The sequence below is a fragment of the Acinetobacter sp. Z1 genome (genome assembly GCF_024296945.1).
Taxonomy (GTDB): Bacteria; Pseudomonadota; Gammaproteobacteria; order Pseudomonadales; family Moraxellaceae; genus Acinetobacter; species Acinetobacter beijerinckii.
On the sequence record NZ_CP101115.1, the window covers coordinates 2,279,333 to 2,303,309 of the forward strand.

At 37.9% G+C, this 23,977-nt stretch carries 20 protein-coding genes and 1 pseudogene; 6 read left to right on the top strand and 15 right to left on the bottom strand.

Annotated features, from left to right (window positions below; all coding sequences use genetic code 11):
* The first annotated feature begins 4 nt into the window (after positions 1-4).
* Positions 5-1,012, top strand: coding sequence for an aldo/keto reductase (locus NGC85_RS10640; RefSeq protein WP_254730999.1), 1,008 nt, complete (start codon positions 5-7; stop codon positions 1,010-1,012).
* Positions 1,013-1,130: 118 nt separating this feature from the next.
* On the opposite strand, the pseudogene NGC85_RS10645 reads toward NGC85_RS10640, so the two are convergent.
* A pseudogene (locus NGC85_RS10645) lies at positions 1,131-1,619 on the bottom strand (hydrolase or metal-binding protein); the annotation flags it as partial.
* A 165-nt stretch (positions 1,620-1,784) separates the two neighbouring features.
* A complete protein-coding gene (locus NGC85_RS10650; protein ID WP_254731001.1) occupies positions 1,785-2,057 on the bottom strand; it encodes a hypothetical protein in 273 nt (90 codons plus the stop codon).
* Positions 2,058-2,599: 542 nt separating this feature from the next.
* Here NGC85_RS10650 and NGC85_RS10655 point away from each other — a divergent pair.
* The gene (locus tag NGC85_RS10655) at positions 2,600-3,877 is read left to right on the top strand and encodes a tyrosine-type recombinase/integrase (RefSeq protein ID WP_050041595.1); all 1,278 of its coding nucleotides are present in this window, start codon (positions 2,600-2,602) and stop codon (positions 3,875-3,877) included.
* 112 nt (positions 3,878-3,989) lie between these two features.
* Here NGC85_RS10655 and NGC85_RS10660 read toward each other — a convergent pair whose 3' ends face one another.
* From NGC85_RS10660 to NGC85_RS10700, 9 genes are all read right to left on the bottom strand, one after another.
* A complete protein-coding gene (locus NGC85_RS10660; RefSeq protein ID WP_004912811.1) occupies positions 3,990-4,355 on the bottom strand; it encodes a copper-binding protein in 366 nt (121 codons plus the stop codon).
* A 33-nt stretch (positions 4,356-4,388) separates the two neighbouring features.
* Entirely contained in the window at positions 4,389-7,523 is a 3,135-nt protein-coding gene (locus NGC85_RS10665) for an efflux RND transporter permease subunit (protein WP_151821997.1), read from the bottom strand.
* Positions 7,524-7,537: 14 nt separating this feature from the next.
* Positions 7,538-9,028, bottom strand: coding sequence for an efflux RND transporter periplasmic adaptor subunit (locus NGC85_RS10670; RefSeq protein WP_151821998.1), 1,491 nt, complete (start codon positions 9,026-9,028; stop codon positions 7,538-7,540).
* Positions 9,028-10,332 (bottom strand): TolC family protein, encoded by a 1,305-nt coding sequence (locus NGC85_RS10675; RefSeq protein ID WP_151821999.1) that lies wholly within the window; start codon positions 10,330-10,332, stop codon positions 9,028-9,030. The genes NGC85_RS10670 and NGC85_RS10675 overlap by 1 nt, the downstream gene beginning before the upstream one ends.
* A gap of 80 nt (positions 10,333-10,412) precedes the next feature.
* Positions 10,413-10,817: a hypothetical protein gene (locus NGC85_RS10680; protein ID WP_005198552.1), complete on the bottom strand. Its 405-nt coding sequence runs from the start codon at positions 10,815-10,817 to the stop codon at positions 10,413-10,415.
* A gap of 78 nt (positions 10,818-10,895) precedes the next feature.
* The gene (gene lspA, locus NGC85_RS10685; protein WP_151822000.1) at positions 10,896-11,507 is read right to left on the bottom strand and encodes a signal peptidase II; all 612 of its coding nucleotides are present in this window, start codon (positions 11,505-11,507) and stop codon (positions 10,896-10,898) included.
* Positions 11,508-11,558: 51 nt separating this feature from the next.
* On the bottom strand, positions 11,559-13,397 hold the full coding sequence (locus NGC85_RS10690) for a ferrous iron transporter B (protein ID WP_151822001.1): 1,839 nt from the start codon (positions 13,395-13,397) through the stop codon (positions 11,559-11,561).
* A complete protein-coding gene (locus NGC85_RS10695) occupies positions 13,387-13,644 on the bottom strand; it encodes a FeoA family protein (RefSeq protein WP_004655745.1) in 258 nt (85 codons plus the stop codon). Before NGC85_RS10695 ends, NGC85_RS10690 begins: the two co-directional genes overlap by 11 nt.
* Before the next feature lie 10 nt (positions 13,645-13,654).
* Positions 13,655-14,935, bottom strand: coding sequence for a cation transporter (locus tag NGC85_RS10700; RefSeq protein ID WP_151822002.1), 1,281 nt, complete (start codon positions 14,933-14,935; stop codon positions 13,655-13,657).
* Positions 14,936-15,019: 84 nt separating this feature from the next.
* Between NGC85_RS10700 and cadR the strand changes: the two genes are divergently transcribed.
* On the top strand, positions 15,020-15,424 hold the full coding sequence (gene cadR / locus NGC85_RS10705; protein WP_005144789.1) for a Cd(II)/Pb(II)-responsive transcriptional regulator: 405 nt from the start codon (positions 15,020-15,022) through the stop codon (positions 15,422-15,424).
* A gap of 49 nt (positions 15,425-15,473) precedes the next feature.
* Here the strand turns inward: cadR and NGC85_RS10710 are convergent, their stop codons facing one another.
* The 3 genes from NGC85_RS10710 to NGC85_RS10720 form a co-directional block, all read right to left on the bottom strand.
* Positions 15,474-16,367: a copper resistance protein B gene (locus NGC85_RS10710; RefSeq protein ID WP_005159431.1), complete on the bottom strand. Its 894-nt coding sequence runs from the start codon at positions 16,365-16,367 to the stop codon at positions 15,474-15,476.
* Complete coding sequence (locus NGC85_RS10715; RefSeq protein WP_050041591.1) at positions 16,354-18,213, bottom strand: copper resistance system multicopper oxidase; 1,860 nt, start codon at positions 18,211-18,213, stop codon at positions 16,354-16,356. Before NGC85_RS10715 ends, NGC85_RS10710 begins: the two co-directional genes overlap by 14 nt.
* A gap of 88 nt (positions 18,214-18,301) precedes the next feature.
* Positions 18,302-18,652, bottom strand: a complete 351-nt coding sequence (locus tag NGC85_RS10720) for a hypothetical protein (protein WP_002058521.1) — start codon at positions 18,650-18,652, stop codon at positions 18,302-18,304.
* 150 nt (positions 18,653-18,802) lie between these two features.
* Here NGC85_RS10720 and NGC85_RS10725 point away from each other — a divergent pair, with 150 nt between their 5' ends.
* Both NGC85_RS10725 and NGC85_RS10730 read left to right on the top strand, forming a co-directional pair.
* Positions 18,803-19,486, top strand: coding sequence for a heavy metal response regulator transcription factor (locus tag NGC85_RS10725; RefSeq protein WP_002058525.1), 684 nt, complete (start codon positions 18,803-18,805; stop codon positions 19,484-19,486).
* Entirely contained in the window at positions 19,476-20,852 is a 1,377-nt protein-coding gene (locus NGC85_RS10730; protein ID WP_004959365.1) for a heavy metal sensor histidine kinase, read from the top strand. Before NGC85_RS10725 ends, NGC85_RS10730 begins: the two co-directional genes overlap by 11 nt.
* 73 nt (positions 20,853-20,925) lie before the next feature.
* Here the strand turns inward: NGC85_RS10730 and NGC85_RS10735 are convergent, their stop codons facing one another.
* Positions 20,926-23,271: a heavy metal translocating P-type ATPase gene (locus NGC85_RS10735; protein ID WP_254731004.1), complete on the bottom strand. Its 2,346-nt coding sequence runs from the start codon at positions 23,269-23,271 to the stop codon at positions 20,926-20,928.
* A gap of 277 nt (positions 23,272-23,548) precedes the next feature.
* On the opposite strand from NGC85_RS10735, the gene NGC85_RS10740 reads away from it, so the two are divergent.
* Positions 23,549-23,929: a copper resistance protein CopC gene (locus tag NGC85_RS10740; RefSeq protein WP_050041589.1), complete on the top strand. Its 381-nt coding sequence runs from the start codon at positions 23,549-23,551 to the stop codon at positions 23,927-23,929.
* Positions 23,930-23,977 lie beyond the last annotated feature (48 nt).

Sequence of the window (23,977 nt, forward strand, 5' to 3'; positions counted from 1 at the left end):
AATTATGAAAAATATAGTATTTGGAAAAACAGGATTAAATGTTTCTCAGATCGCGTTGGGAACAGGAAATTTTGGTACAGGTTGGGGCTATGGCGCCTCTATTGAAGAAGCAAAATTAATACTAGATCAATATTTAAATGTTGGTGGGAACTTTATTGATACCGCGGATGTTTATCAATTTGGTCAATCTGAACAAATATTAGGTGAATTGCTACAAGGTATCCGTAATGAAGTTGTCTTAGCAACAAAATTTTCAAGCGGAGCTACGCCAAACTCAAATCAACTACATAAAGGTAATAGCCGTAAAGCAATGATTTTCTCAGTTGAGGAAAGTTTACGCAGATTAAAAACCGACTATATCGATCTTTACTGGGTACACCATCCTGATAATATTACTTCCAGTGAGGAAATACTTAGAGGATTGGAAGATCTATCTCGTGCTGGGAAAATACTCTTTGCTGGACTTTCGAACTTTCCAGCTTGGAGAGTATCACGTGCTGTTACCTTGGCTGAACTTAAAAATTCAGTACCTGTCGCAGCTATACAATTTCAACATAGTTTGGTTCATAGAGAACCAGAAGTAGACTTAATACCAGCCTCAAAAGCACTAGGATTAGGAATGGTCACATGGTCCCCTTTGGGTGGAGGCATGTTAACTGGAAAATATCGTAAAGGTGAAACTGGGCGTGCAGAAGGTTTTGGTGGAAATGTTTTTCAAGCAGAAAACACAGCGCAGCGTACAAAAATTTTAGATGCAGTACTTGAAGTTTCTAATCAACTTGGCGTTTCAGCTGATCAAGTTGCAATCGCATGGGCAAGTACACATGGGACTATCCCAATAATTGGACCAAAATCTTTAAAACAGTTAAATAGCAATCTAAATGCGATCAATATTGAGTTATCAGAAGATCAGATTAAATTATTGGATGATGTTAGCTCGTTAGTTAGTTTGGATCAAAACCGAAAAATACTAAGCACTGACAATCATCTGTATGGCTTGTGTATTGCTTAGGTTTATAAAAACAATGCTTTAAGTTTAACTCAATGTATTTTAAAATTTTGGTATAAAATTAGATATTAAGGGAGTCTTTAGCCCCTTAATATTTTTAATCCAGAGCCTGAACTGACTGCTACAACCCTTTCAGAATATCCTGAATATTAGTTAAATCATGCGTTTGACGATGTTGCTCAGATTTTGCTTCCTCAGTATAAAACTCCTCAACAATATACATACCTTCGTCACCTCCCATGTCAAAACAAGCATTACCATAGCCCCTGTCGTGCCGCATGATCCAGAACGTCTTGATAAAACCCTGCTAACGTGCTTGCTGATTTATCAATTTACTTAGCTGAAGTAATTGCTTCCTGCAAATTAATACCATCACGTAAAGTTAGATTTATGTAATAGATTGGAGTACGATAACTTTACGTAGTGCTCTTGCCTCGTAACATGAGCTGCAAAGGAAACATGACAGTAAATCACTCGATGCCGCATGGTAATAACTTAATCGTACAGCCAAAGTGCGTATGCTGTTAAAGCCTATGGTTCTAAAAATGAATGTGCCAAAATCATCCAATTCATTTAAGTTGACGTAAAGTCTGCCATAAGGCTTGCATAAGCGTGTTCTGAATTAGCGTATAACTATCCATTGTATAAGTTCCTATATAAATAAAATCGTAAAGTTAAATTTTGGGCATAAAAAAACCACATCGGGGTAGATGTGGGGAAAGTGTGAATGACGGTGTGAGCATCAACATATGATTAATGCCCTTTTCATTAAAGACTAAGTTTTAGCAATATTATTGAGTAGTTCAGGTTCAAGCATGAAAAACTCTCGACCAAAGTTTTCTAATGGAATATTGGAAACATTGATTTGATATTCAATGTCTCCGTTAAAAAAGCTTTGTGACTTTTGTATAGATCGTTCCCAACCAAACGTTGTGCCGCATTGCACTAATAAGTACTGATAGACCTTTGCATCATTAATTTTTAATAGGAACGCATTATCAGCTAATTGCTGAATCGAGACATTTTCGGAATATTGCACATCAATCATGATCTACCTCCTAGAATGAATGACTAAGTGAAGTATAGTTATCATTAAAGATAATTGATTTTATTTCAACCAATTTTCATAAATTAATTATTACTATTAATAACTTAAGTCATATTTTTAACATATATAACCACATAAGTTTTGATGTGGCGAAAATTGTCACTTGGTAAATTGTATACTAAAGATAGCTTAGGCTAATTCAACTAACTGACCATTAGAAAGCTATTTCGCTTTATAGTTAGGTCATAGTGCAATCATGCTAATGGATCGGATCGTTATGCGAAGTGGATTAGCTTAGAAAAGAAAAAACAAGTGAGCGCCAAAATTGTGCCAAATAAAAAGGGAATCAAACTATATATTTGATCCCCTTTAAGATAACTGGCGGAAGCGGTGTCCGTCTAACACTAATCCCAAGAAGTCCAAAACAATATTATAAATTAATATTTTTCAATTAATTACAACCATACCCATCCAACCTAGTCTTGTCTAATCCGACCATTTCCAGTATTTTATGAGGGGTAGGTTGAGGGGTAAATAAAAGAATGCCAAAGAAATCCAAAGAGCTTTCTGCACTCAGTGTAGCAAGAATTAAAGAGACTGGTCGATACCACGTAGGCGGCGTTGATGGTCTTTGTTTAAATGTTGAAAGAGATTCCCGTGTCTGGATTTTACGTGCCGTTGTGGGAAAACGTCTGGATAAAGATGGAAAATTAAAACCTCATCGCCGTGATATTGGTATTGGCCCCTACCCTGAAGTTTCCTTGGCAGAAGCCCGTGCCAAAGCCGCTGAATTAAAATTACAAATACGAAATGGGATTGATCCTATTCTGCATAAACAGGAACAGCTTGAAAAGCTGCATGTCCAGCAACTACGGAATAAAACATTCATGGAATGTGCAAAAGTTGTTATTGCCAATAAAACCCGTGAACTCAAAAATCAAAAGCATATCGGACAATGGTCAACAACACTGGAAACCTATATCTATCCAACGCTGGGTGATCTCACCATTGGCACCATTACCAAAGTAGATATTGCTGAAGCTCTCAAACCAATCTGGATTGAAAAAAATGAAACAGCCAGACGTATTCGTGGTCGTATAGAAACCATTTTTGATTATGCCAAGGCTATGGGATATTTTGAGGGTGACAACCCTGCTGAATGGAAAGGCAATCTTGAACCTATATTAGGTAACTTAAAGCAGGAATCACGCCCACATCCATCCCTGCCTTATGAACAGGTTGCTGAGTTTATCCAGCATTTAAGACAGAAAAAAGGGATTTCCCCTAAAGCTCTGGAATTTGCGATTTTAACTGCATGTCGATCTGGTGAGATTTTTGGGGCTAAATGGCAGGAAATTGATTTTAAGAATAAGGTTTGGATTATTCCTAAAGAACGGATGAAAGCAGAAAAGGAACATCGCGTACCTTTGTCTGAAGAAGCCATCACGTTGCTTGAATCAATCAAAAATCATACTCAAGCACAAGATTTCATTTTCCCTGCCCCACGTTCTGGAGAAATGCTTTCTGATATGTCATTAACCACATTGATCAAACGGATGCATGAGCAGAAGCTTAAAGAAGATGGCTTAGGCTATATTGATCCAAAACAAAATCGTGTGGTTACAACACACGGTTTCCGTTCTACATTCCGTGATTGGTCAGCCGATAAAACGGATTATTCACGGGAAGTTTGTGAGCATGTACTTGCCCATAAACTACCCGATGAAGTTGAAGCTTCTTACTTACGTGGAGGGTACCTTGAAAAACGTAAAGGTTTAATGGCTGATTGGACTGAATTCTGTTGTACACACTTTAACTAGACATCATAAAACGAATGCTTCAGCCTTAGATGGCTGAAGCATTCGTTTTAAAGGCAATTAAACAGATTTTTTTACAGGCTCTGTACTCTTGATATTAGTTATACTTTTGACATTACTTGTTTTCTGGTTTAACACTTACGATTGTGTAAATTTCACCATCTGCTTTTAATTCAAAATCAACTTTTTGCCCTACTGCAAGCCCATTTAACAACTTAGGATCTGCAACCTTAAAACCCATTGTCATTGCTGGCCATTTAATCGCTGCAATTGCCTCATGATTGAGTGTCAAAATATTTTCTTTCGTATTAATAGCCGTAATAACGCCAACAGCTTGAGCTGTCATTGCTGTAGATGATTCTTTACTCATCTGCTCCATAGGTGCTTCCGCTTTCTTTTGCTCTGATGCCTCATTTTTACTACAAGCGCTTAACGTAGCAATAGTTGCAACAAGAGCTACAATTTTCATAAATTTAAACATAATAAAACCTCTTTGAACGAAATAATAAAACTATCAAGATTTTGATAGTTTCCTTTTGATTAGAAGTTGGTAGGCAGCGGGGATAACAAACATTGATAAAAGCGGAGCTGAAATCATGCCTCCAACCATCGGTAAAGCAATACGGCTCATCAATTCAGAACCTGTTCCAGTCCCCAAAAGAATAGGAAGTAGCCCGACTAAAATTACAGCTACAGTCATCGCTTTTGGGCGAACACGTAGAACAGCCCCTGTACGAAGTGCGTCATTGAGCTGTTGTTCAGTTAAGGATTTTTCAGAAGACTGCGTTTGTTGTATGGCTTGCTTTAAATAAAACAACATGACCACACCAAACTCTGCGGCAACACCCGCAAGTGCAATAAAGCCTACTGCTATGGCAATTGAAAAGTTATAGCCACTGAAATACATTGCCCAAATACCACCGATTAAAGCGAATGGTAGAGTCAGCATAATCAGAGCGGCATCTTGTACTTGTCTAAAAATCAAATAGAGCAATAGAAAAATGATCATCAAAGTGATTGGTATCACCACCTTTAGACGAGCATTTGCTCTTTCCATAAACTCAAATTGACCTGAATAACTAATACTCATACCCGCAGAGCGTTTCACTTGTTCATCAATAGATCGTTTCAAATCCTGAACTACAGAAGCTAAATCACGCTCTTGTACATCAACATAGACCCAACCACTTGGGCGAGCATTCTCACTTTTTAGCATTGGGGGGCCATCAGTGATTTGAATATTGGCAATGCTACTCAAAACAATTTGCTGACCTGATTCAGTCAGAATTGGTAGATTCCTTAAGGCTTCAAGTGAATCTCGGATTTCTCGTGGATAACGTACATTAATAGGATACCTAGCTAATCCCTCAACAGTTTCCCCAATATTCTCCCCACCAATTGCTGATGACACAATTTGCTGTACATCATTGATATTAAGACCATAACGTGCAGCTTGCTTTCGATTAATATCGATATCAACATATCGCCCACCTGTGAGTCGTTCAGCTAAAGCTGAGCTAACACCGGGTATCTTTTTGGCAACCTGTTCAATTTGTTGTGCGACCCGATCAATATCTTGCAAATCATTTGCTGAAATCTTAATCCCGATTGGGCTTTTAACCCCAGTTGCCAACATATCAATTCGGTTACGAATAGGTGGCACCCAGATATTTGTTAAACCCGGTACTTGAACCGCTTTATCCAGTTCTTTTACTAACTTGTCGGGTGTCATACCTGAACGCCATTCAGATCGCGGTTTAAACTGAATCGTGGTTTCAAACATTTCTAAAGGTGCTGGATCTGTAGCTGACTCTGCTCGCCCAGCTTTACCAAATGCCGTGGCAACCTCTGGAACAGTTTTAATCATTCGATCAGTCTGTTGAAGTAACTCAGAAGCTTTTGCTGCGGACAATCCCGGTAAAGCCGAAGGCATATACAGTAAATCACCTTCATCCATATTGGGCAGGAACTCTCCACCTAAGCGAGTTAAAGGGAAAAGACTGAGAAGAAAAATGAATGATGCACCAAATAAAGTTGTCTTTGGATAAGCTAAGACCTTATCCAACATCGGACGGTATATTTTGATTAGAAAACGGTTTAATGGATTGCATTGTTCAGAGGGTAACTTCCCTCGAATCCAGTACCCCATCAAAATTGGAATCAGTGTAATTGATAACCCTGCGGCAGCGGCCATGGCATAAGTTTTAGTAAATGCCAATGGAGAAAACAGTCGTCCTTCTTGTGCTTGTAAAGTAAAAATAGGAATAAAGGATAAAGTAATGATGAGTAAACAGAAAAATAAAGCAGGTCCAACCTCACTAGCAGAATGCGTAATGATGTCCCAACGCTCTTGTGTTTTTAAAACTTGATCAGGATGTTCATGTTGCCAAGCTTCGATATGCTTATGTGCGTTTTCGACCATAACCACAGCGGCATCGACCATAGCGCCAATTGCAATGGCAATACCACCCAATGACATGATATTGGCATTTAGTCCCTGATAATACATCAATAAAAAAGCTGACAAGATTCCCAAGGGCAAAGAAACAATCGCAACCATTGCTGAACGTAAATGCCAGAGGAATAATCCACAAACCAAAGCCACCACAATAAATTCTTCAATCAATTTATGGCTTAAATTTTCTACAGCCCGATCAATCAGTTTACTGCGATCATATACAGGAACAACTTGCACTCCTTTAGGTAAACTTTGTTGCAATTCAGCCAGTTTTGCTTTCACAGCAGTAATCGTTTCACGTGCATTCTTACCGGCCCGTAAAATCACAACACCGCCAACAGTTTCACCTTGTCCATTCAGCTCAGTGATACCACGACGCATTTCCGGTCCGAGTTGAATTGTTGCAACATCACCTAAAGAAACAGGAACACCCAAACTATTTGTTCGTAGTGGAATCTGGCGAAAATCATCTAAAGTTTTTAAATAACCAGAAGCTCGTACCATATATTCAGTTTCAGCCATTTCAAGGACTGAACCACCAGTTTCCTGATTAGCCTTTTGAATCGCTTCAATGACATTGTTTTGTGTAACACCTAAAGCCGCCATTTTGCTTGGGTCTAAGACAACCTGATATTGCTTCACCATTCCCCCAATCGTGGCAACTTCAGCCACATTGGGTAATGTCTTTAGTTCATACTTTAAAAACCAGTCTTGTATGCTTCTCAGTTGTGCAAGGTCATGTTGTCCTGTTGGATCAACTAACGCATATTCATAAACCCAGCCAACGCCTGTGGCATCTGGCCCTAATGAAGATTTCGCATTTGCAGGAATTCTTCCCTGAATCTGATTTAGATATTCCAATACACGCGAACGGGCCCAATAAAGATCGGTATGTTCATCAAAAATGACATATACAAATGAATCACCAAAAAAAGAATAACCGCGAACCGTTTTAACACCGGGCACTGATAACATGGTTGTTGTTAAAGGGTACGTCACCTGATTTTCAACAATTTGTGGTGCCTGACCTGGGTAATTAGTTCTGACAATCACTTGTACATCAGATAAATCCGGTAAAGCATCAACCGGAGTATTTTTGACAGCCCAAGTTCCCCAAACGGCAAGAACTACAGCAGCTAATAAGACAAATACTCGATTTGCAATTGAAAAACGAATAATACGGGCGATCATGATGGTTCTCCCGTTTAGTTCTTCATAGATGTCATAGACATCTTGGAAATGTCAGAAATCACATAAGCATCCCCAACATGTGTAAAGCGAAAACTGACCTGATCTCCTTGCTGAATTTGGGTAAATGGTTGTACTGGTTGTTTAAAGCCCATGGTCATAGCTCCCCAACCCAACTCAGCAATTGCCTGATGCGAAATGGTAATGTCTTGAGCAGTAACTTTTTCCACTTTACCAATGCCTTGGTATATTGATGCCTTAGTTACTTGAGATGAAGTAATCGATTGTCCAGTGTTTAACTTATCCAGTACACCCTGTAAATTTGCTTCAGAATCAATTAGGAATTGTCCCGAAACCACTACTTTCTGACCAGCGTTCAAACCCTGTAGAATTGCTATTTTATTTCCATCACTCTGCCCTAACTGTACAACAACAGGTTCAAAACGCCCTTGTTCATGTGCCACAATGACGATATTACGAGTACCGGTACGTATAACAGCTTGCTCTGGCACAACTAAACTGCTTTGGGGATTATTTATTATATTGACAGAAGCAAACATCCCTGGCTTAAGTTGACCACTAGGATTTGGTAATTCAATCCGAACTTTAATAGTTCTTGATGTTGTATCTAAGGTAGGCAAAATGTCGATAACTTTGCCAGCTACTTTTTGAGAAAAAGCAGCAAAATTGGCTTCTACACTCATACCTCGTTTGATTCCAGCAATTTGTTTTTCAGGAACGGCTGCCTCTAGCCAAATCGGGTTGATACCTTTAATTGTGGCCAAGGTTTGCCCCATAGCCAAAGCCATACCATTGCGGACTTCTAGTGAATCAATAAATCCACTAGTTGGAGCTTGCAAAGTTATATTAGATTGCACTCGACGAGTTCGCTCAACTTGATGAATCACATTTTGTGGTATTCCTAAAAGCTGTAAACGTTGACGGCTTGCTTGAATAAGGGAACGATCTCCCGTACGGAGCACAGCTAAAAATTCAGTTTGCTCTCCAGTCCATTCCGGTATTGAAATATCAGCTATAGGGCTTCCTTGCGTCACCATATCTCCAACAGCATGCCCGTACACTCGCTGGACAAAGCCACTTGCTCTAGTTTGTAAAATAGCTGTTTGCCGTTCATTCGCTTGTAATATGCCATTGGTTAACAAGGTATTGCCCATTACAGCCTGTTCGACTGTGGCATAACGGATGGCTAGATTTTGTTGAAGAGCTGGATCAATCTTTACTCCTGCACTATCAGTTATTCCAGAAGTACTTTCATCCGCATACTTAGGGACTAATTGCATATCCATAAAAGGGGATTTCCCCGGCTTATCAAAATGCTGTTCTGGTTTCATTGGATCGTACCAGTACAACACATTAGCAGTTGCCTGATCACTTACAGTTTGCTTTTTATCATTTTGATGCGCATACCAATATCCAACCCCACTACCGACTCCCAAGCTGCCCACAATCAAGCCAGCAATTACAAATGCCAATTTATTTTTTAACATTATCTTGACTCCTCAGCATGGTTTAAGGTGGGTTCTACAAAAGAAAAATAGAGCTGGGCTTTGATAATTGCTTGCTGTTGTTGTAAATCGATGAGACGTAATCGCTGATTTAGTAATGCTTGTCGTGTCTCAATGACATCTGACAAATTGGCTTTACCAGCCTGATAACTTGCTAACTGTAAAGTTACTTTTTCTTTAGCCAAAGGAAGTGTACTTTGAACGGTACGTTGGATTTGTCTTTCAAGAGCTTTTAAATCCGACAGCCCCTCATCTAACATGGTGAGATGGTCGCGGTATTTTATCTCCTGATCTGCTGTAATCCGATTTTGTTCAGCTAATGCTGCCTGAATGAGCGGACCACTACGTTTTTTTGAAAATATTGGTAGTTCTGTTGTCAGTTGTACACCAATCATATCTCCAAATTCAGGAGCACGATGCTGATAGGCAAGCTCAATACCCCAATCTGGTTTTTGAAGGGCTTGGGCTTGCTTAAGCTTTGCTTCAACAGTTTGCTTTTCTGCTTGGAATGCTTTTAGTTCAGGGTGTTGATGCAGATGATGATATAAACGTGATGTATCAAAATTAATTATAGGTTCTTGGGTAGGCAAACTTTCTATTTCAGTTGTACCACTAGAGTCCTCACTGATTAATCGGTGTAATTCTAGTTTTGCCTTATTTATATCTCGAAGCAAATCATCTTTTTGATCAAGTAAAATAGTTTTGTCCAGCCTAGGGGAAATTGTATTAGCAACCATGGTTCGACCAGACGCAACCTGTGTTTGTGTAATCTGGGATAGCAATCCATTTTCTGAAAGAAGGTCATCATATAACGCCAGTTTACGCTCAAGATAAAAACGTTTAAGCCATGCCGATGCTACTTTTTGACGTAACTCAATTCGCAGAATTTCTGTTTGAGCATTTGCTGAACCCAATTCAGCTTTTGCTAATTCAACTTCAGCTAATCTTTTGGCACGATTTGGAAAATCTTGCATGATGCCAATCTTTTGCATCGTCATCCCCTCTTGTGTGACAGACCATGCAGCATCACCTGATACAGGGTAGTTATCGAGGCCCACAAACAGTTTAGGATTGGGTAAGATACCAGAGGCTGAAACCATATTCTCAGCGCCTTCAATCTGAGCGCTATTAGCTCTTAGAGTAGGTGCATATTGCTCAGCAAGCTTCAACGCTGTATCCAAAGTCAATGGCTGGGCATAAGCATGACCATAACTCAAGAAAAAACAGATCGTCACAATTGAGCATCCACCCCATTTTAGGGACAGTTTTTCTTTATTAAAGTTCATATTTTTAGCTCTAAAATGATGTACACGCGCACGTGCAGAACATCCATAGAAAACTCTATGAATGATGATTAGTCATCAAATTAATTAGAGCGTGGGGGTTTCCATAAATTGGAAGGATCAGATGAGGTGAAATTTTGATTTAATGGAGAAAAAGCAGACTGTTCCACAGGGGAAGAAACCATAGATTGCAAAACACCTAGTGCTGTAGATGTATATGCAATTTTAGAAAATGACATAATACAATCTTGCTTAGACATACATGATGGATCATGTAATTGCTTCTTAATCTTTACTTCAGCTTTCATACAATCCATGTGCATAGCACTTGCTTTTTCATGATCTTCAGAATTCATCATTTGCATAGATTGCATATCTTGAGATGACATTAAACATGGACTATGTACAGATGCAGCTGCTGCTGCCGATCCTACGATGAGGATAGCAAATGATAAAAACAGCGAAAGGCATGTTTTTAACCAGTGCATAATGTCATGACCAAAATTTAAGCTTTTTCAGTTTTACAGATTCTTAGCGAAATAACAACCCCTAATTAATATAAGCGATTACTTCAAAATGCTAACCATGTTCATCTCCGTGCTTTGGTTACGCTTCTTTTCCAAAAAAAACGTATCAATCAGCAAAAAAATCACGCCTAAAGTAATCGAACAATCTGCTAAATTAAATACTGGAAAACTCCAAATTTTCTCATAGTAGATATGTATAAAATCAACCACATAGCCCAAAACCATTCGATTAATTAAATTACCTATCGCACCACCTAAAATCAGCGAAATAGCAATAGGTAAAATGACTAATTTCTTTGGGATACGCATCAGCCAAAAAATAAAGATCAGGGAAAAGATACCAGCTAAACCTGTAAACAAATAACGTTGCCAACCACCTGCATCAGATAAGAAGCTAAACGCTGCGCCGTGGTTATATGCCAATGTCCAATCAAGAATTTGTGGAATGACCTGAATAGAATCAGAATAAGCACAAATTTTTTCTACGCCATCCTGACATGGTAAATCTATGTGAGAAATTTTTTCTAAGGCAATCCATTTTGTCCATTGATCCAAAACAATGGCAAGAACGGAAAGCCCAAGCCAAAATAAATTGCGAGGATAAAACTGAAACATTTTTTTGGTTGAATTCATTTGTAGAGTATTAGGCATACTTCTCTCGCTTTACCACTATTTGTGACGTGATTTCAGTCATACTCATCTTTAATTAACCGTTAAACGACTAACAACTTGATAAGTGATAAAAGCGAATAGATAAGCCAACGAAAAGAGATAAACAGCCATTATGGTTGGTTGTTTCCAACTCCCTGTTTCTCTTCGGATCGTCGCTAATGTCGCTAAACAATGTGGGGCAAAAATAAACCAAACCAATAGTGACATACCTGTTGCTAATCCCCATCCATCAGGACCTGATATTTGAGATAATAGAGTTTGGGTAACTGCATCCTCATCGCCAGACATTGCATAAATCACGCCTAATGCAGCAATAATCACTTCACGAGCTGCCATTGCAGGAATCAAAGCAATGCAAATTTCCCAAGTAAATCCAATCGGAGCAAATATTGGATGAATCAAATGCCCTAACTGCCCAGCTATACTGTAATTGATTGGTGGCATTGTTGGGTTATCGGGTGGTAATGGGAACGTTACCAAGAACCATAATAGAATAGACAGTGCGACAATAATTCCACCGACTCTTTTTAAGAATATAGTCGCTCTATCATAAAGCCCCAAAGCTACATTTCGAACATCTGGAATACGGTATGTAGGTAATTCAAAAATGAAAATACTTTCAGTTTTATCTTTTCTTACTAATTTTAGGAATAAAGAAACCAATAAAGCGGATACGATTCCTGACATGTAAAGCCCGAACAGAACTAGACCTTGTAAACTGAGCCAACCATAAACCAACTTGTTTGGAATGAATGCAGCGATCAGCAAAGCATATACAGGTAATCGTGCAGAACACGTCATCAAAGGTGCAATCATAATCGTTGCTAAACGATCTCTTTCAGAGCTAATACTTCTAGTCGCCATGACTCCGGGAATTGCACAAGCAAAGCTTGAAAGTAGTGGAATAAATGAACGCCCACTTAAACCAGCTTTAGACATCAGCTTATCTAACAAAAAAGCAGCTCTAGGTAAGTATCCCGATTCTTCTAAAATTAAAATAAAGAAAAATAAGATCAGAATTTGAGGCATGTACGCGAGTACACTACCAGCACCTGCAATTACACCATCAACGACCAAACTTCTTAAAAGTGGATGAGTGATCAGAGGTCCTATCGCCCCACCAAACCATGAAATCGAATCCTCAACAAAGGAAATTAATGGTTGAGCCCAAATAAAGACAGCCTGAAACATTACAAACATGGTAAAGGTCAATATTAATAATCCAAAAACTGGATGTAAGAACATTTTGTCCAAGAAAGCCGTTCGTTTATCACCATTATCATTTTTCAAGATGACTTGTTTTGTAATATATTTGATTTGGTCAAAGTGACTCAGATCAGAATGATAAGGGGCAACAAACAAATTTTTTTGGTCTAACTGAGTTAATAAACCCTGAATCCCTTTTGTCTTTACAGCTATCGATTCAACAACAGGAATACCTAAGAGCTGAGATAATTTTGATGTGTCAATCGAGATACCACGTTTTCTAACCTCATCCATCATGTTAAGAACAAGTAACATTGGTCTGTTTAAAGCTCTGACTTCAAGTACAAGACTTAAATGAAGATGAAGATTCGTAGCATCCACAACACATACAAAAATATCAGGTATAACTTCACCTTTTAACTCGCCAAAACAGACTGCTCTAGTTACTTCTTCATCTAAACTACTTGGCTTTAAACTGTAAGTCCCAGGCAAATCCAATACTCGAACGGTATCACCAGAAGGTAGTTTAAAAAATCCCTCTTTCCGTTCTACCGTTACCCCAGCATAATTTGCAACTTTTTGACGAGTCCCTGTGAGGGTGTTAAAAAGTGATGTTTTACCGCAATTAGGATTACCAACAAGTGCAATATTTTTAGTTTCCATTGGTAATCTCTACAAAAATTCGTTCTGCTTCATTTTTTCTTAAGGCGAAACGTGAGGTTTCGATTTGAACCAACACAGGATCACCACCAAAAAGCCCTTTCGCAAGCACTTGTAAGGATTCACCTACTCTAAAGCCCAGCAGTTCTAAACGCTCCAGAACAGGATCATTTTTATCTTGATACTGTTCACCCTTTTTAAGATCAATAATTTTTACAGTCTGATCTTGCTTTACTTGAAATAAATTCATTGTCTGCACCCTATTTCAACGCCAAAATTTTTCGAGCGCCATTCAGTACAAACAGTGAAACAAGAATACCAATAATCAAATCCGGGTAAGCTGAACCAGTCCATGCGACAAGTACGCCTGCTAAAATAACCCCCATATTTACTATTACGTCATTAGCTGAAAAGATCCAACTCGCTTTCATATGGGCTCCGCCGTCTTTATGCCCAGAAATGAGATACAAGCACGTCACATTGGCAATAAGTGCTAAGAAGCCAATAATGATCATCAAATCTGACTCTGGTTCACTACCGAACATGAAACGTCTGACAACATCAATAATAACGATCAAAGCTAATAAAAGTTGAATCCATCCTGCAAAATGAGCTGCTTTTAATTGGTATTTAGCCGCTTTCCCTACCGCGTAAAGTGCTATACCGTAAACGGCTGCATCAGCAAACATATCAAGAGAGTCCGCAATAAGCCCCGTCGATGCGGCTATGATTCCGCTTATGAACTCAATAAAAAAAAGAACACCATTAATCGTTAGTAATAATTTTAGGACTTCCGCCTGCTTAGTTGGATCAGGTGCTTCAGGCAATTCCTCCGTAGCTTTTACCGTTTCCACAAGCCTTGCACCAAAGCCAAGGGCTTCAAGTTTTGTGGTAATTTCATTAATCCCATTGGTATGGAAAACAACTAACCGTCTTTGTGCCAAATCAAAAGATAAACCTTTAACTTCATGCAAGGGAGAAAGTGCCATTCTTACCATTTGCTCTTCTGCCGAACAATCCATCTTCGGAATCAGAAAAGTACTAGCTTCTTGTGCTTGTTCTTTATTTTCATAAACTTCAGTTTTATTTAATTTTGCCCCAAATCCAAGAGCTTCAAGTTTTGCAGTGATTTCATTACTTTCACCATTATGCAGAACTTTTAGGTTTCGATTCGGCAAATCAAAAACCAAGCTCTTAACATCTACCAATGGAGATAAAGTCATCCGAACCATTTGTTCCTCTGTGGAACAATCCATTTTCGGGATGCTATAGTCACTGATGAAAGCCACTATACTTTCATTGCCACGAACTTGCTCTGGTAAATTTATAGTATCTGGGCCACAGCATGAATTCGACTGCTTACTACCGCAGGAATCTTTTTCATCAGGGGTAGGTTCTTGCTGTACCTCATTATCGCAACAAGAACTTTTACTTTCTTCTGTAGCTAAATCTTTAATTTTACAAGAATCTGTTTTTGATTCATTTTGTTTTTGCTTAGTGTCTTCACAAGAACTTTCTTGATTACAACCGCAACCACTCATTGATGTGCCTATAGTCATATCTTCACGTATTGCATATTAAAATCCCTATAGCTACTATAGAGTCAATAGATCAGGTGACTTGAAATGAACTTAAAAATTGGTGAATTATCTCAGCTATCCGGTTGCCCTGTTGTTACAATACGGTTTTATGAAAAAGAAGCTTTATTACTAGCCCCTAATCGTTCGGAAGCTAATTATCGACTTTATAACAAAGACCACTTAGAGCGACTTCTATTTATTCTTAATTGCCGAACTTTGAATATGGGCTTGGACGAAATAAAAATTTTATTAGCATACAAAGACAAACCTTGTGGAAACTGTAGTTCTATTAACATCTTAGTTGATAAACATATTCATCAATTAGAGCAGAATATCCAAAAACAGATTCAGCTTAAGCAACAACTTTCTGATTTAAGAAGTAAATGCTCTGGTTTTTTGGAAATTAACTCTTGTAAAGTACTTGAAGGGTTATCCGTAAGTTTAAAATAATTAAGAATGAATAATGGAATATCACCATTATTCATTCTTAATAAAATATTTAGAAAACTAATTCAATGCCTGCCCCGTATAACCACCCCTTTTCAGAATCTGTAGCTTCTTGAAAAGTTGTTAATTTCTGCCCTTTTTCATATTGATAAGCTATATCAACAAATGGTCTGATACGTTTGGTAATCTCATAACGAGTTTTAATACCTGTCTTCAATTCTGACAATCCCGTCTTTGATGCAAAGTCAGAATTATCATTAAACACAACATCTGCTTCAATATATGGCTGAGTAATCAACTTTTGAGTGAGTAATAAATCACGGTCGAAATCAAAACTGGCTCCCCAAAAATTATTTTCACCACCATAAAGGTAAGCTTTTGTCTCAAAGAAATAAGGAGCAAGACCTAATAATCCAATAACACCATCAATGCGATTACTATTACGGTTATTTTTGTCCTCACTATACCTTACCCCAGCTTGAACATCCCAAAATGGTGCAACATTTCTACTGTAAAGAGCTGATACATCATAATTGGGATCATTACTCTCTGCTTTATTCAGATTGGCTTCAACAAACATTCGATTTTCATCTGTTCCAATCAATGTTTCGAAACTCGAACCTAAACTGCCTTTACCATCTTTATCAACTATCCACTCATTGGAAAATTTAGTTGTTTGGTAAATCTGCCCACCATGCTCGTTCAGATGTTTATCATGATTTTGGCTAAGAGTTAAAGTTTCAATTCCTTTGTCTTTTGAAGTTTTTTGAGCAACATTGCGTTCAACATAACCTAATCCGCCTGATTCTCTTAAAAGCACATTCATACTTGAAGTACTCTTATTTAGATTTTCAGTCGAATTATCATTCGCAAATGCCATACCTGCTAAACCAATTAAAGCAACTGATAAAAGTGTTTTTGAAAAAAGTTTTTTAGTGGTTTGCATGTTGATTCACTCCCTTATCATTTGCATGGGGTTGGGCAACGATACTTTTTGAATCAACATCATTGCTATCTACATTTGCCACAATGAGTTTGTTCATCATTCCAGCTGCCATGTGATATAACAAATGGCAGTGGATAGCCCATTCACCTAATTCATCAGCAGTAAGTAAAGTTGTAACTGTTTTCCCTGGTGGCACAATGATCGTGTGTTTATTTGGCATATTACTTGGATCTTGACCATTTTCAAGCTGCATAAACATACCGTGCAAGTGCATTGGGTGAGCCATCATACTGTCATTCACAAATTTCAAGCGTATACGTTCCCCATATTTCACTTTGAATGGTTCTGTTTCATTAAACTTCTTACCATTAATTGTCCAAATGTAGCGCTCCATATTCCCACCAAGACGGATTTCCATTTCACGTTCAGGGGCACGAGTATCTGGTTGAGGGTTTAAAGATTGTAAATCACTATACTGGAGTGCTTTTTGACCAACGGGTGTTGAAGCATTTGCCCATCCAAATACGGTATTATCATTCTTGTCTGAAGCCGACTTAACAGTAGCGCTATTCATCGGCATATCATGATTCATACCTTTCATAGAAGACATATCGTGATTCATGCCTTTCATAGAAGACATATCGTGATTCATGCCTTTCATCGAAGACATGTCATGATCCATACCTTTCATCGAAGACATGTCGTGATTCATGCCCTTCATTGAAGACATATCGTGATCCATGCCCGCCATAGACGACATATCATGCCCCATCCCCATATCTTCCATAGTTAATAAAGAACGAGGACGTGACTTCGGCATTTTGATTTGATTTATTGGAGGAGTATTTTCATCATGTAATGAACCAACTGAAAAGCCACTCCTATCAATTGATTCTGCTTCAATTTGATAATTTGATTGTTTAGGTTCTACGATGACATCATACGTTTCAGCCGTTCCTATTCTGAATTCATCAACAGGAACAGGTTTCACTGGCTGCCCATCTGCACTGACTACCGTCATTTTCAAGTTAGGGATTCTGACGTCAAAGAATGACATTGCTGAGGCATTAATGAACCGAAGACGTACTTTTTCACCCGTCTTAAAATTACCAATCCAATTTTGTTCTGGAGTCTTACCATTCATCAAAAAAGTATATTTTGTCACATCAGACATATCAGTCTTGAGCATTCGCATCTGATTCCACATCGAACGGTCTTGCCAAGTCGCTTTTAGCCCATCACGTTTAACTTGTTTTAATACATCGAATACTGTTTCGCGGCGGTTCTGATAGTAGTCTGCTTCTTTTTTAAGATTTTTCATAATTTGATCACTTGTCGAATTATGAAAATCAGAAAGCAAAACAACGTAATCTTTATCGGTTTTTTCAGCAGCTGTTAGTGGAGTTTTATCTTTAGGATAAATAACAAAAGCACCATATAAACCGTCTTGTTCTTGTCCTTTACTATGTGAATGATACCAATAAGTACCATTTTGGCGGACTTTAAACTTATATTCATAAGTTTTATTAGGGGCAATGCCATTAAATTTGTTAAATCCAGGTACACCATCCATAATTCCAGGTAATAATAAGCCATGCCAATGGATTGAAGAGTCCTGATTTTTTAACTTATTGTGAACACGGATAACGGCCTCATCACCTTCTTCAAATTCAAGAAGTGGTGCAACGAATTTACCATTTACAGTAATTCTCTCAACTGGTTTTCCTGTGATATTTACAGTTTGTTCAGCGATTGTTAAATCATATTCTTTAACTGCCGCCATTACCCAAGTTGATGAAAATAAACCAACTCCTATTAAAAGGACATGACTTAATTTTTTAGACATTTATTTCACCTATCTAATATAAAGATGGGGAGCTCAAGCAAACCAATTATTCGCTTTAATCTCCCCAATCTTTCATTTATCGTATTTGTTATTTATTTGATGTATTTGACATGTTCATCTTTGAGTGGTCCATGTTCATCATATTTGAATGATCCATATTACCCATTTTAGACTGATCCATATTCATCATCTTAGAGTGATCCATCTGAGACATATCAGCCATATTGCCATGCTCATGCTGACTATGATCCTGTTGGGTTTTCTCATCATTCTTCATATTACAAGGTTTTTGGCATTTCTCTGACATTTTTGAGTCCGCTTTAGTTTCAGTGACTACAGTGGTTCCCTGTTTAGCATCGGCTGCCCAAGACTGAGTTCCTGCAATTAAAGTTCCAATACACATAAGTGTAGTTAAGCTACGACGGAATAGAGTTTTCATGTTTTGCTCCAAAAATTAACTTTATACAAATACCTTAAAGGCTACCACCAAACATCTATATGACATGAAAATGACATTTTTGTAATCTACAAAGAATCACGTATTTATAACGTTATTATATTCTTAATGAGTGATATTGGATTTTTATCAATGAGAATCTTACTAGTTGAAGATGAACAAAAAACTGGTGACTACCTTAAACAAGGTCTATCTGAAGCTGGGTATATTACGGATTGGGTCACAGATGGATTATCAGGTAAACATCAAGCACTTTCCGAAGAATATGACCTCATCATTTTGGACGTTATGTTACCAAAATTAGATGGCTGGAATATCATTTATGATATTCGCAAAAGCGGAAAGACAATGCCTATTCTATTTCTTTCAGCGCGTGATCAAATTGAAGATCGAGTTAAGGGATTAGATTTGGGAGCTGATGACTACCTCGTAAAACCTTTTGCTTTTGCTGAGTTATTAGCACGCATTAAAAGCTTACTCCGACGGGGACAACAAAAAGAAGATAGTAACCTTATTACAATTGCTGATCTTGAACTTGATCTTCGTAAACGCCGCGTCACTCGCGCTGGGCAACGTATTGACTTAACAGCTAAAGAATTCGCGCTGATGGAATTATTTATGCGTAGACGTGGTGAAATTTTACCTCGCGCACTCATAGCTTCTCAAATTTGGGATATGAATTTTGATAGTGATACCAACGTCGTAGAAGTCGCTATTAAACGTTTGAGAAGTAAAATTGACAGTAACTTTAGCCCTAAGCTAATCCAGAACATACGGGGAATGGGTTATGTTCTAGAGGTTGAAGATGACTCGTAAATTGTTTAATGCAATCAGCTTTCGTATAGCTATTATTTTTTCTCTATCTACCGTAATCATTCTAATGATTATGGGACTAGTTATTCATCAACTCGTAATGCATCATTTCGAAGCTCAAGACCGAACTCAATTAGAAGGTAAAATTCAACTTATAGAGAATCTATTAGAACAGAATCCTTCTAATTCTCAAGAATTGAATTTATATTTAAAAGATGCCTTAGTTGGTCATCATGATCTAATTGTTCAAATTGAACGACCAACGGGTCAAATTATTTTTAGTTCAGCACCATCCACCATTCATACCCAAACACTCAATAAATCAAAACGAAAGCCTTGGGTTGAATGGAGCATTCAAAATAAAACCTACCGTGGTTTAATTTATACAAAGTCTTTTAATCATCAAGACTCAATTATGTCAGCTCAAATTGTCGTTGGCATCGATACTTCTGAGCATCTACATTTCTTAAATGACTTTAGACGTCAACTTCTATACATTGGATTTGTGGGTACAATTTGTTTAATGTTCTTAGGGTGGTTCGCAGCATGGCGAGGGTTACGCCCAGTTCAAAAAATGGCAAAAGTGGCAGAAGGTATATCTGCTCAACATCTTTCTGAACGCTTAGAAGTCGAAAACACGCCAACAGAGCTTAGATCCTTAGCCATAGCTTTTAACGATATGTTAGATAGACTGGAATCTGCTGTAGAGAAATTATCAGACTTCTCATCTGATCTTGCTCATGAAATTCGTACACCTATTAATAATTTGATGACTCAAACCCAAGTATGTTTATCCCGTAGTAGAGATATCAATACTTATCAGGAAGTTCTCTTTTCTAACTTAGAAGAGTTTGAACGTTTAGCTCGGATGGTTTCAGATATGTTATTCCTTGCCAAAGCCGAACACGGTTTGCATTTACCAAACTTACAAAGAATTGATTTGGTCAAAGAAATTTCAGCTTTATTTGACTTTTATGATGCTATTGCTTCTGAAAAGAAAATGACTTTAGAACAAACTGGTCTAGGTTATGTAAATGGCGATCCTTCAATGTTACGTCGAGCACTCAGTAATCTATTATCAAATGCGATCAAATATGGAAAAACAGATTCAGTGATCAAAATCAATTGCCAACAAAGCTTTGATAAAACTGTTTTTACAATTGAGAATGAAAGCTCACCTTTATCATCAGACCAGCTAAATCGATTATTTGACCGTTTTTATAGAACAGATGCTTCCAGACAGCGAGTTGAGGAAGGTACTGGCTTAGGGCTAGCAATTACCAAATCCATTCTTGATGTACATGGCGCAACAATTAGAGCAGACTATCATAATGGCCGCATAACTTTTAAAATTATTTTTAAAAATTAATCGCTTATATAAAAATAAACAACTACTGACTACTCATCTTTAATAGTTAAAAATAATGAGTAGTCAGAAAAACTTAGTTTTGGCTACGTAGTCGTAAAGCATTACCAATGACTGATGCTGAACTTAGACTCATTGCTAAGGCTGCGATCATAGGAGAAAGTAACCAGCCAGTAAATGGATATAAAATACCCGCTGCTAAAGGAATACCTAAAGCATTATAAAGAAATGCGAACATAAGGTTCTGCTTCATGTTTTTAATGGTTGCTTCTGATAATGAACGAGCAATCTCTATACCGCGTAAATCACCTTTTACCAAAGTAACTTGTGCACTATTCATTGCTACATCTGTTCCTGTACCCATTGCAATTCCGATATCAGCCTGAGCTAAAGCTGGGGCATCATTGATCCCATCACCAGCCATCGCAACCACTCTTCCTTCTTTTTGCAATTTCTTAACCAATTCTAATTTATCTGCGGGTTTAACCTCACCATAAACCTCATCAATACCTAATCTAGCGCCAACAGACTTAGCTGTTGTTAATCCATCACCAGTAGCCATTACGATTCTTAGACCGGAATCTTTTAATGAAAGAACAGCCTCAGGTGTACTTGCTTTGATTGGATCTGAAACAGCTATTAACCCTATCAGTTTTCCATCCACAGCTAAATGCATGACACTTGCACCTTCGGCTCTTAACTTTTCAGCTTCGGGAACAAATGCTTTAACTGATATTCCCAGCTGTTCCATTAATGCTGTATTACCAAGAGATAATTGTTGTCCATTTAACTCTCCTTTAACACCAATCCCAGAGCCAGATTCAAAAGATGTTGGTCTAGACAGTACAAGATCTCTTTCACGGGCAGCACGTACGATTGCATCAGCTAAAGGGTGTTCACTCCCCTGATCCAGACTAGCTGCTAACCGAAGTACCTCATTTTCTTCATAGCCCGAAAGAGCGATAACCTTATCGAATGAGGGTTGGCCTTCAGTTAAAGTACCTGTCTTATCAATAATTAAAGTATCAATCTTACGTAAATTTTCTATTGCAGCTGCATCACGAAAAAGTACACCATTCGATGCACCACGACCTGTTGCCACCATAATTGACATAGGTGTCGCTAAGCCTAAAGCACATGGGCAAGCAATAATTAACACTGCGACAGCATTAATTAACCCGTAAACCCAGCTAGGCTCTGGGCCAAATACCCCCCAACCAAAAAATGTAAGCACAGAAATAGCAATAACTACCATAACAAACCAACCTGCAACATGATCTGCCATTCTTTGCATCGGCGCTTTAGAACGTTGAGCTTGCGATACCATTTGTACGATCTGAGAAAGTACCGTTGAAGATCCAACCTTTTCTGAACGCATTACTAATGAACCATTCATATTTATTGTTGCACCTATTACTTGATCGCCTTCACGTTTTGTAACGGGAACAGGTTCTCCTGTTAACATTGATTCATCAATAGAACTTGACCCTTCAGTAACAACTCCATCAACAGGGACCTTTTCACCTGGTCGTACTCGGAGCAAATCTCCAACATGTACATGGGAAAGAGGAATATCTTCTTCTTTACCATCGTCATTTATTTTTCTTGCAGTCTTAGGTGCTAGCCCAAGTAAAGATTTAATTGCTGCCGAGGTCTGTGATCGAGCTTTCAACTCAAGAACTTGGCCTAATAAGGTCAGCGAAATAATGGCTGCTGTGGCTTCGAAATATACAGCGACACGTCCCATAGAAACAAAAGAGTCTGGAAATACTTGTGGAGCCAAAGTTCCAATGAGGCTGTATATAAAAGCAGCTCCTGTACCAATTCCAATCAAGGTCCACATATTTGGACTCCGATTAAGAATTGACTGCCAACATCTCACAAAAAATGGCATTCCTGCCCACAAAACAATTGGTAAAGTCAGTACCAGTTCAATCCAGCTTTGCACCTGCATTTCGAACCAGTTCAATTGATGACCAAACATTGCTAAAAATACAACGATAAGAGTTAAAGGTAAGGTATACCAAAATCGTCTTTTAAAATCTTTTAGTTCAGGGTTTTCGTCAGCTTCATCCAGATTTGGAAGTAAAGGCTCTAAAGTCATACCACATTTAGGACAATTCCCAGGGTGATTTTGTTGAATTTCGGGATGCATCGGACAAGTGTAAATAGTAGAAGTATTCACATTTATCGGCTGATCAACCACAATTGAATTTATCCCAATCTCTTTTGGATTAGTCGCTTTTGCTAGTTTATTAATATAAAAAGCAGGATCATTCTTAAACTTTAACCAGCAATTTTCACTGCAAAAATAGAAAGTTTTACTGTCAACTTTTTCATAAAATTGAGATGTTTCTTTTAATGCCATGCCACAGACAGGATCAGTAAGTGTATTTTTATCTTCGTGATGATGATGGTCCATACAACCTCCTTCATATTTAATTTTAAAAGTAATAAATTGATTAAAACGTAAATAATTTCCTATTACTTGATCATTAGATAAGCGAAATTTTCTTTATAGTCAGTGTAGCACTTGTGACTTTTCAATTTTTAAAATGACAAAAATGTAATTTTGAAGTCATCGGAGTGTTTCTATCTTTCTTTGATAATAGGATTACAAAGTTGGTGACCAAGCTATCAATCAATGAATTTCATTCGGTCATTACTGGGCCCAAGATTAATTTAAAGAGGATGAAGAAATGAAAATTTTTCAAAATAAAATGTCAGCTCTACGTAACACTCTCGTAGGTGCAACACTGATTGTTACTGCTTCAAGTGCATTTGCACACGTGAAACTTGAAAGTGCAATTCCTGCGATCAATGCTTCTGTAGCAAGTCAACCAAAAAACATAACACTCAATTTTGGTGAAGAAGTCATGCTAATGAACGTTAAGTTACTTGATGCACAACGTAAGGACATTCCTTTAAATTATAAAATAACTCATGATATGAAAAAATCATTTGACGTCGCTGCACCTAAACTAAAAAAAGGAAAATATACAGTCGTGTGGACCACAATGGGAGCGGATGGCCACAACATGAATGGCGAATATAATTTCACCATTAAATCAGCAAAATAAAAATCAAGTGCTAATAGCAACATGCCAGCGAACTGCTGGCATGTTGCT

Excerpts from the sequence above, each read along its gene's own strand:
- NGC85_RS10640 (WP_254730999.1), top strand. The coding sequence starts at position 5 with ATGAAAAATATAGTATTTGGAAAAACAGGATTAAATGTTTCTCAGATC.
- NGC85_RS10650 (WP_254731001.1), bottom strand. The coding sequence starts at position 2,057 with ATGATTGATGTGCAATATTCCGAAAATGTCTCGATTCAGCAATTAGCT.
- NGC85_RS10655 (WP_050041595.1), top strand. The coding sequence starts at position 2,600 with ATGCCAAAGAAATCCAAAGAGCTTTCTGCACTCAGTGTAGCAAGAATT.
- NGC85_RS10660 (WP_004912811.1), bottom strand. The coding sequence starts at position 4,355 with ATGTTTAAATTTATGAAAATTGTAGCTCTTGTTGCAACTATTGCTACG.
- NGC85_RS10665 (WP_151821997.1), bottom strand. The coding sequence starts at position 7,523 with ATGATCGCCCGTATTATTCGTTTTTCAATTGCAAATCGAGTATTTGTC.
- NGC85_RS10670 (WP_151821998.1), bottom strand. The coding sequence starts at position 9,028 with ATGTTAAAAAATAAATTGGCATTTGTAATTGCTGGCTTGATTGTGGGC.
- NGC85_RS10675 (WP_151821999.1), bottom strand. The coding sequence starts at position 10,332 with ATGAACTTTAATAAAGAAAAACTGTCCCTAAAATGGGGTGGATGCTCA.
- NGC85_RS10680 (WP_005198552.1), bottom strand. The coding sequence starts at position 10,817 with ATGCACTGGTTAAAAACATGCCTTTCGCTGTTTTTATCATTTGCTATC.
- lspA (WP_151822000.1), bottom strand. The coding sequence starts at position 11,507 with ATGCCTAATACTCTACAAATGAATTCAACCAAAAAAATGTTTCAGTTT.
- NGC85_RS10690 (WP_151822001.1), bottom strand. The coding sequence starts at position 13,397 with ATGGAAACTAAAAATATTGCACTTGTTGGTAATCCTAATTGCGGTAAA.
- NGC85_RS10695 (WP_004655745.1), bottom strand. The coding sequence starts at position 13,644 with ATGAATTTATTTCAAGTAAAGCAAGATCAGACTGTAAAAATTATTGAT.
- NGC85_RS10700 (WP_151822002.1), bottom strand. The coding sequence starts at position 14,935 with ATGAGTGGTTGCGGTTGTAATCAAGAAAGTTCTTGTGAAGACACTAAG.
- cadR (WP_005144789.1), top strand. The coding sequence starts at position 15,020 with ATGAACTTAAAAATTGGTGAATTATCTCAGCTATCCGGTTGCCCTGTT.
- NGC85_RS10710 (WP_005159431.1), bottom strand. The coding sequence starts at position 16,367 with ATGCAAACCACTAAAAAACTTTTTTCAAAAACACTTTTATCAGTTGCT.
- NGC85_RS10715 (WP_050041591.1), bottom strand. The coding sequence starts at position 18,213 with ATGTCTAAAAAATTAAGTCATGTCCTTTTAATAGGAGTTGGTTTATTT.
- NGC85_RS10720 (WP_002058521.1), bottom strand. The coding sequence starts at position 18,652 with ATGAAAACTCTATTCCGTCGTAGCTTAACTACACTTATGTGTATTGGA.
- NGC85_RS10725 (WP_002058525.1), top strand. The coding sequence starts at position 18,803 with ATGAGAATCTTACTAGTTGAAGATGAACAAAAAACTGGTGACTACCTT.
- NGC85_RS10730 (WP_004959365.1), top strand. The coding sequence starts at position 19,476 with ATGACTCGTAAATTGTTTAATGCAATCAGCTTTCGTATAGCTATTATT.
- NGC85_RS10735 (WP_254731004.1), bottom strand. The coding sequence starts at position 23,271 with ATGGACCATCATCATCACGAAGATAAAAATACACTTACTGATCCTGTC.
- NGC85_RS10740 (WP_050041589.1), top strand. The coding sequence starts at position 23,549 with ATGAAAATTTTTCAAAATAAAATGTCAGCTCTACGTAACACTCTCGTA.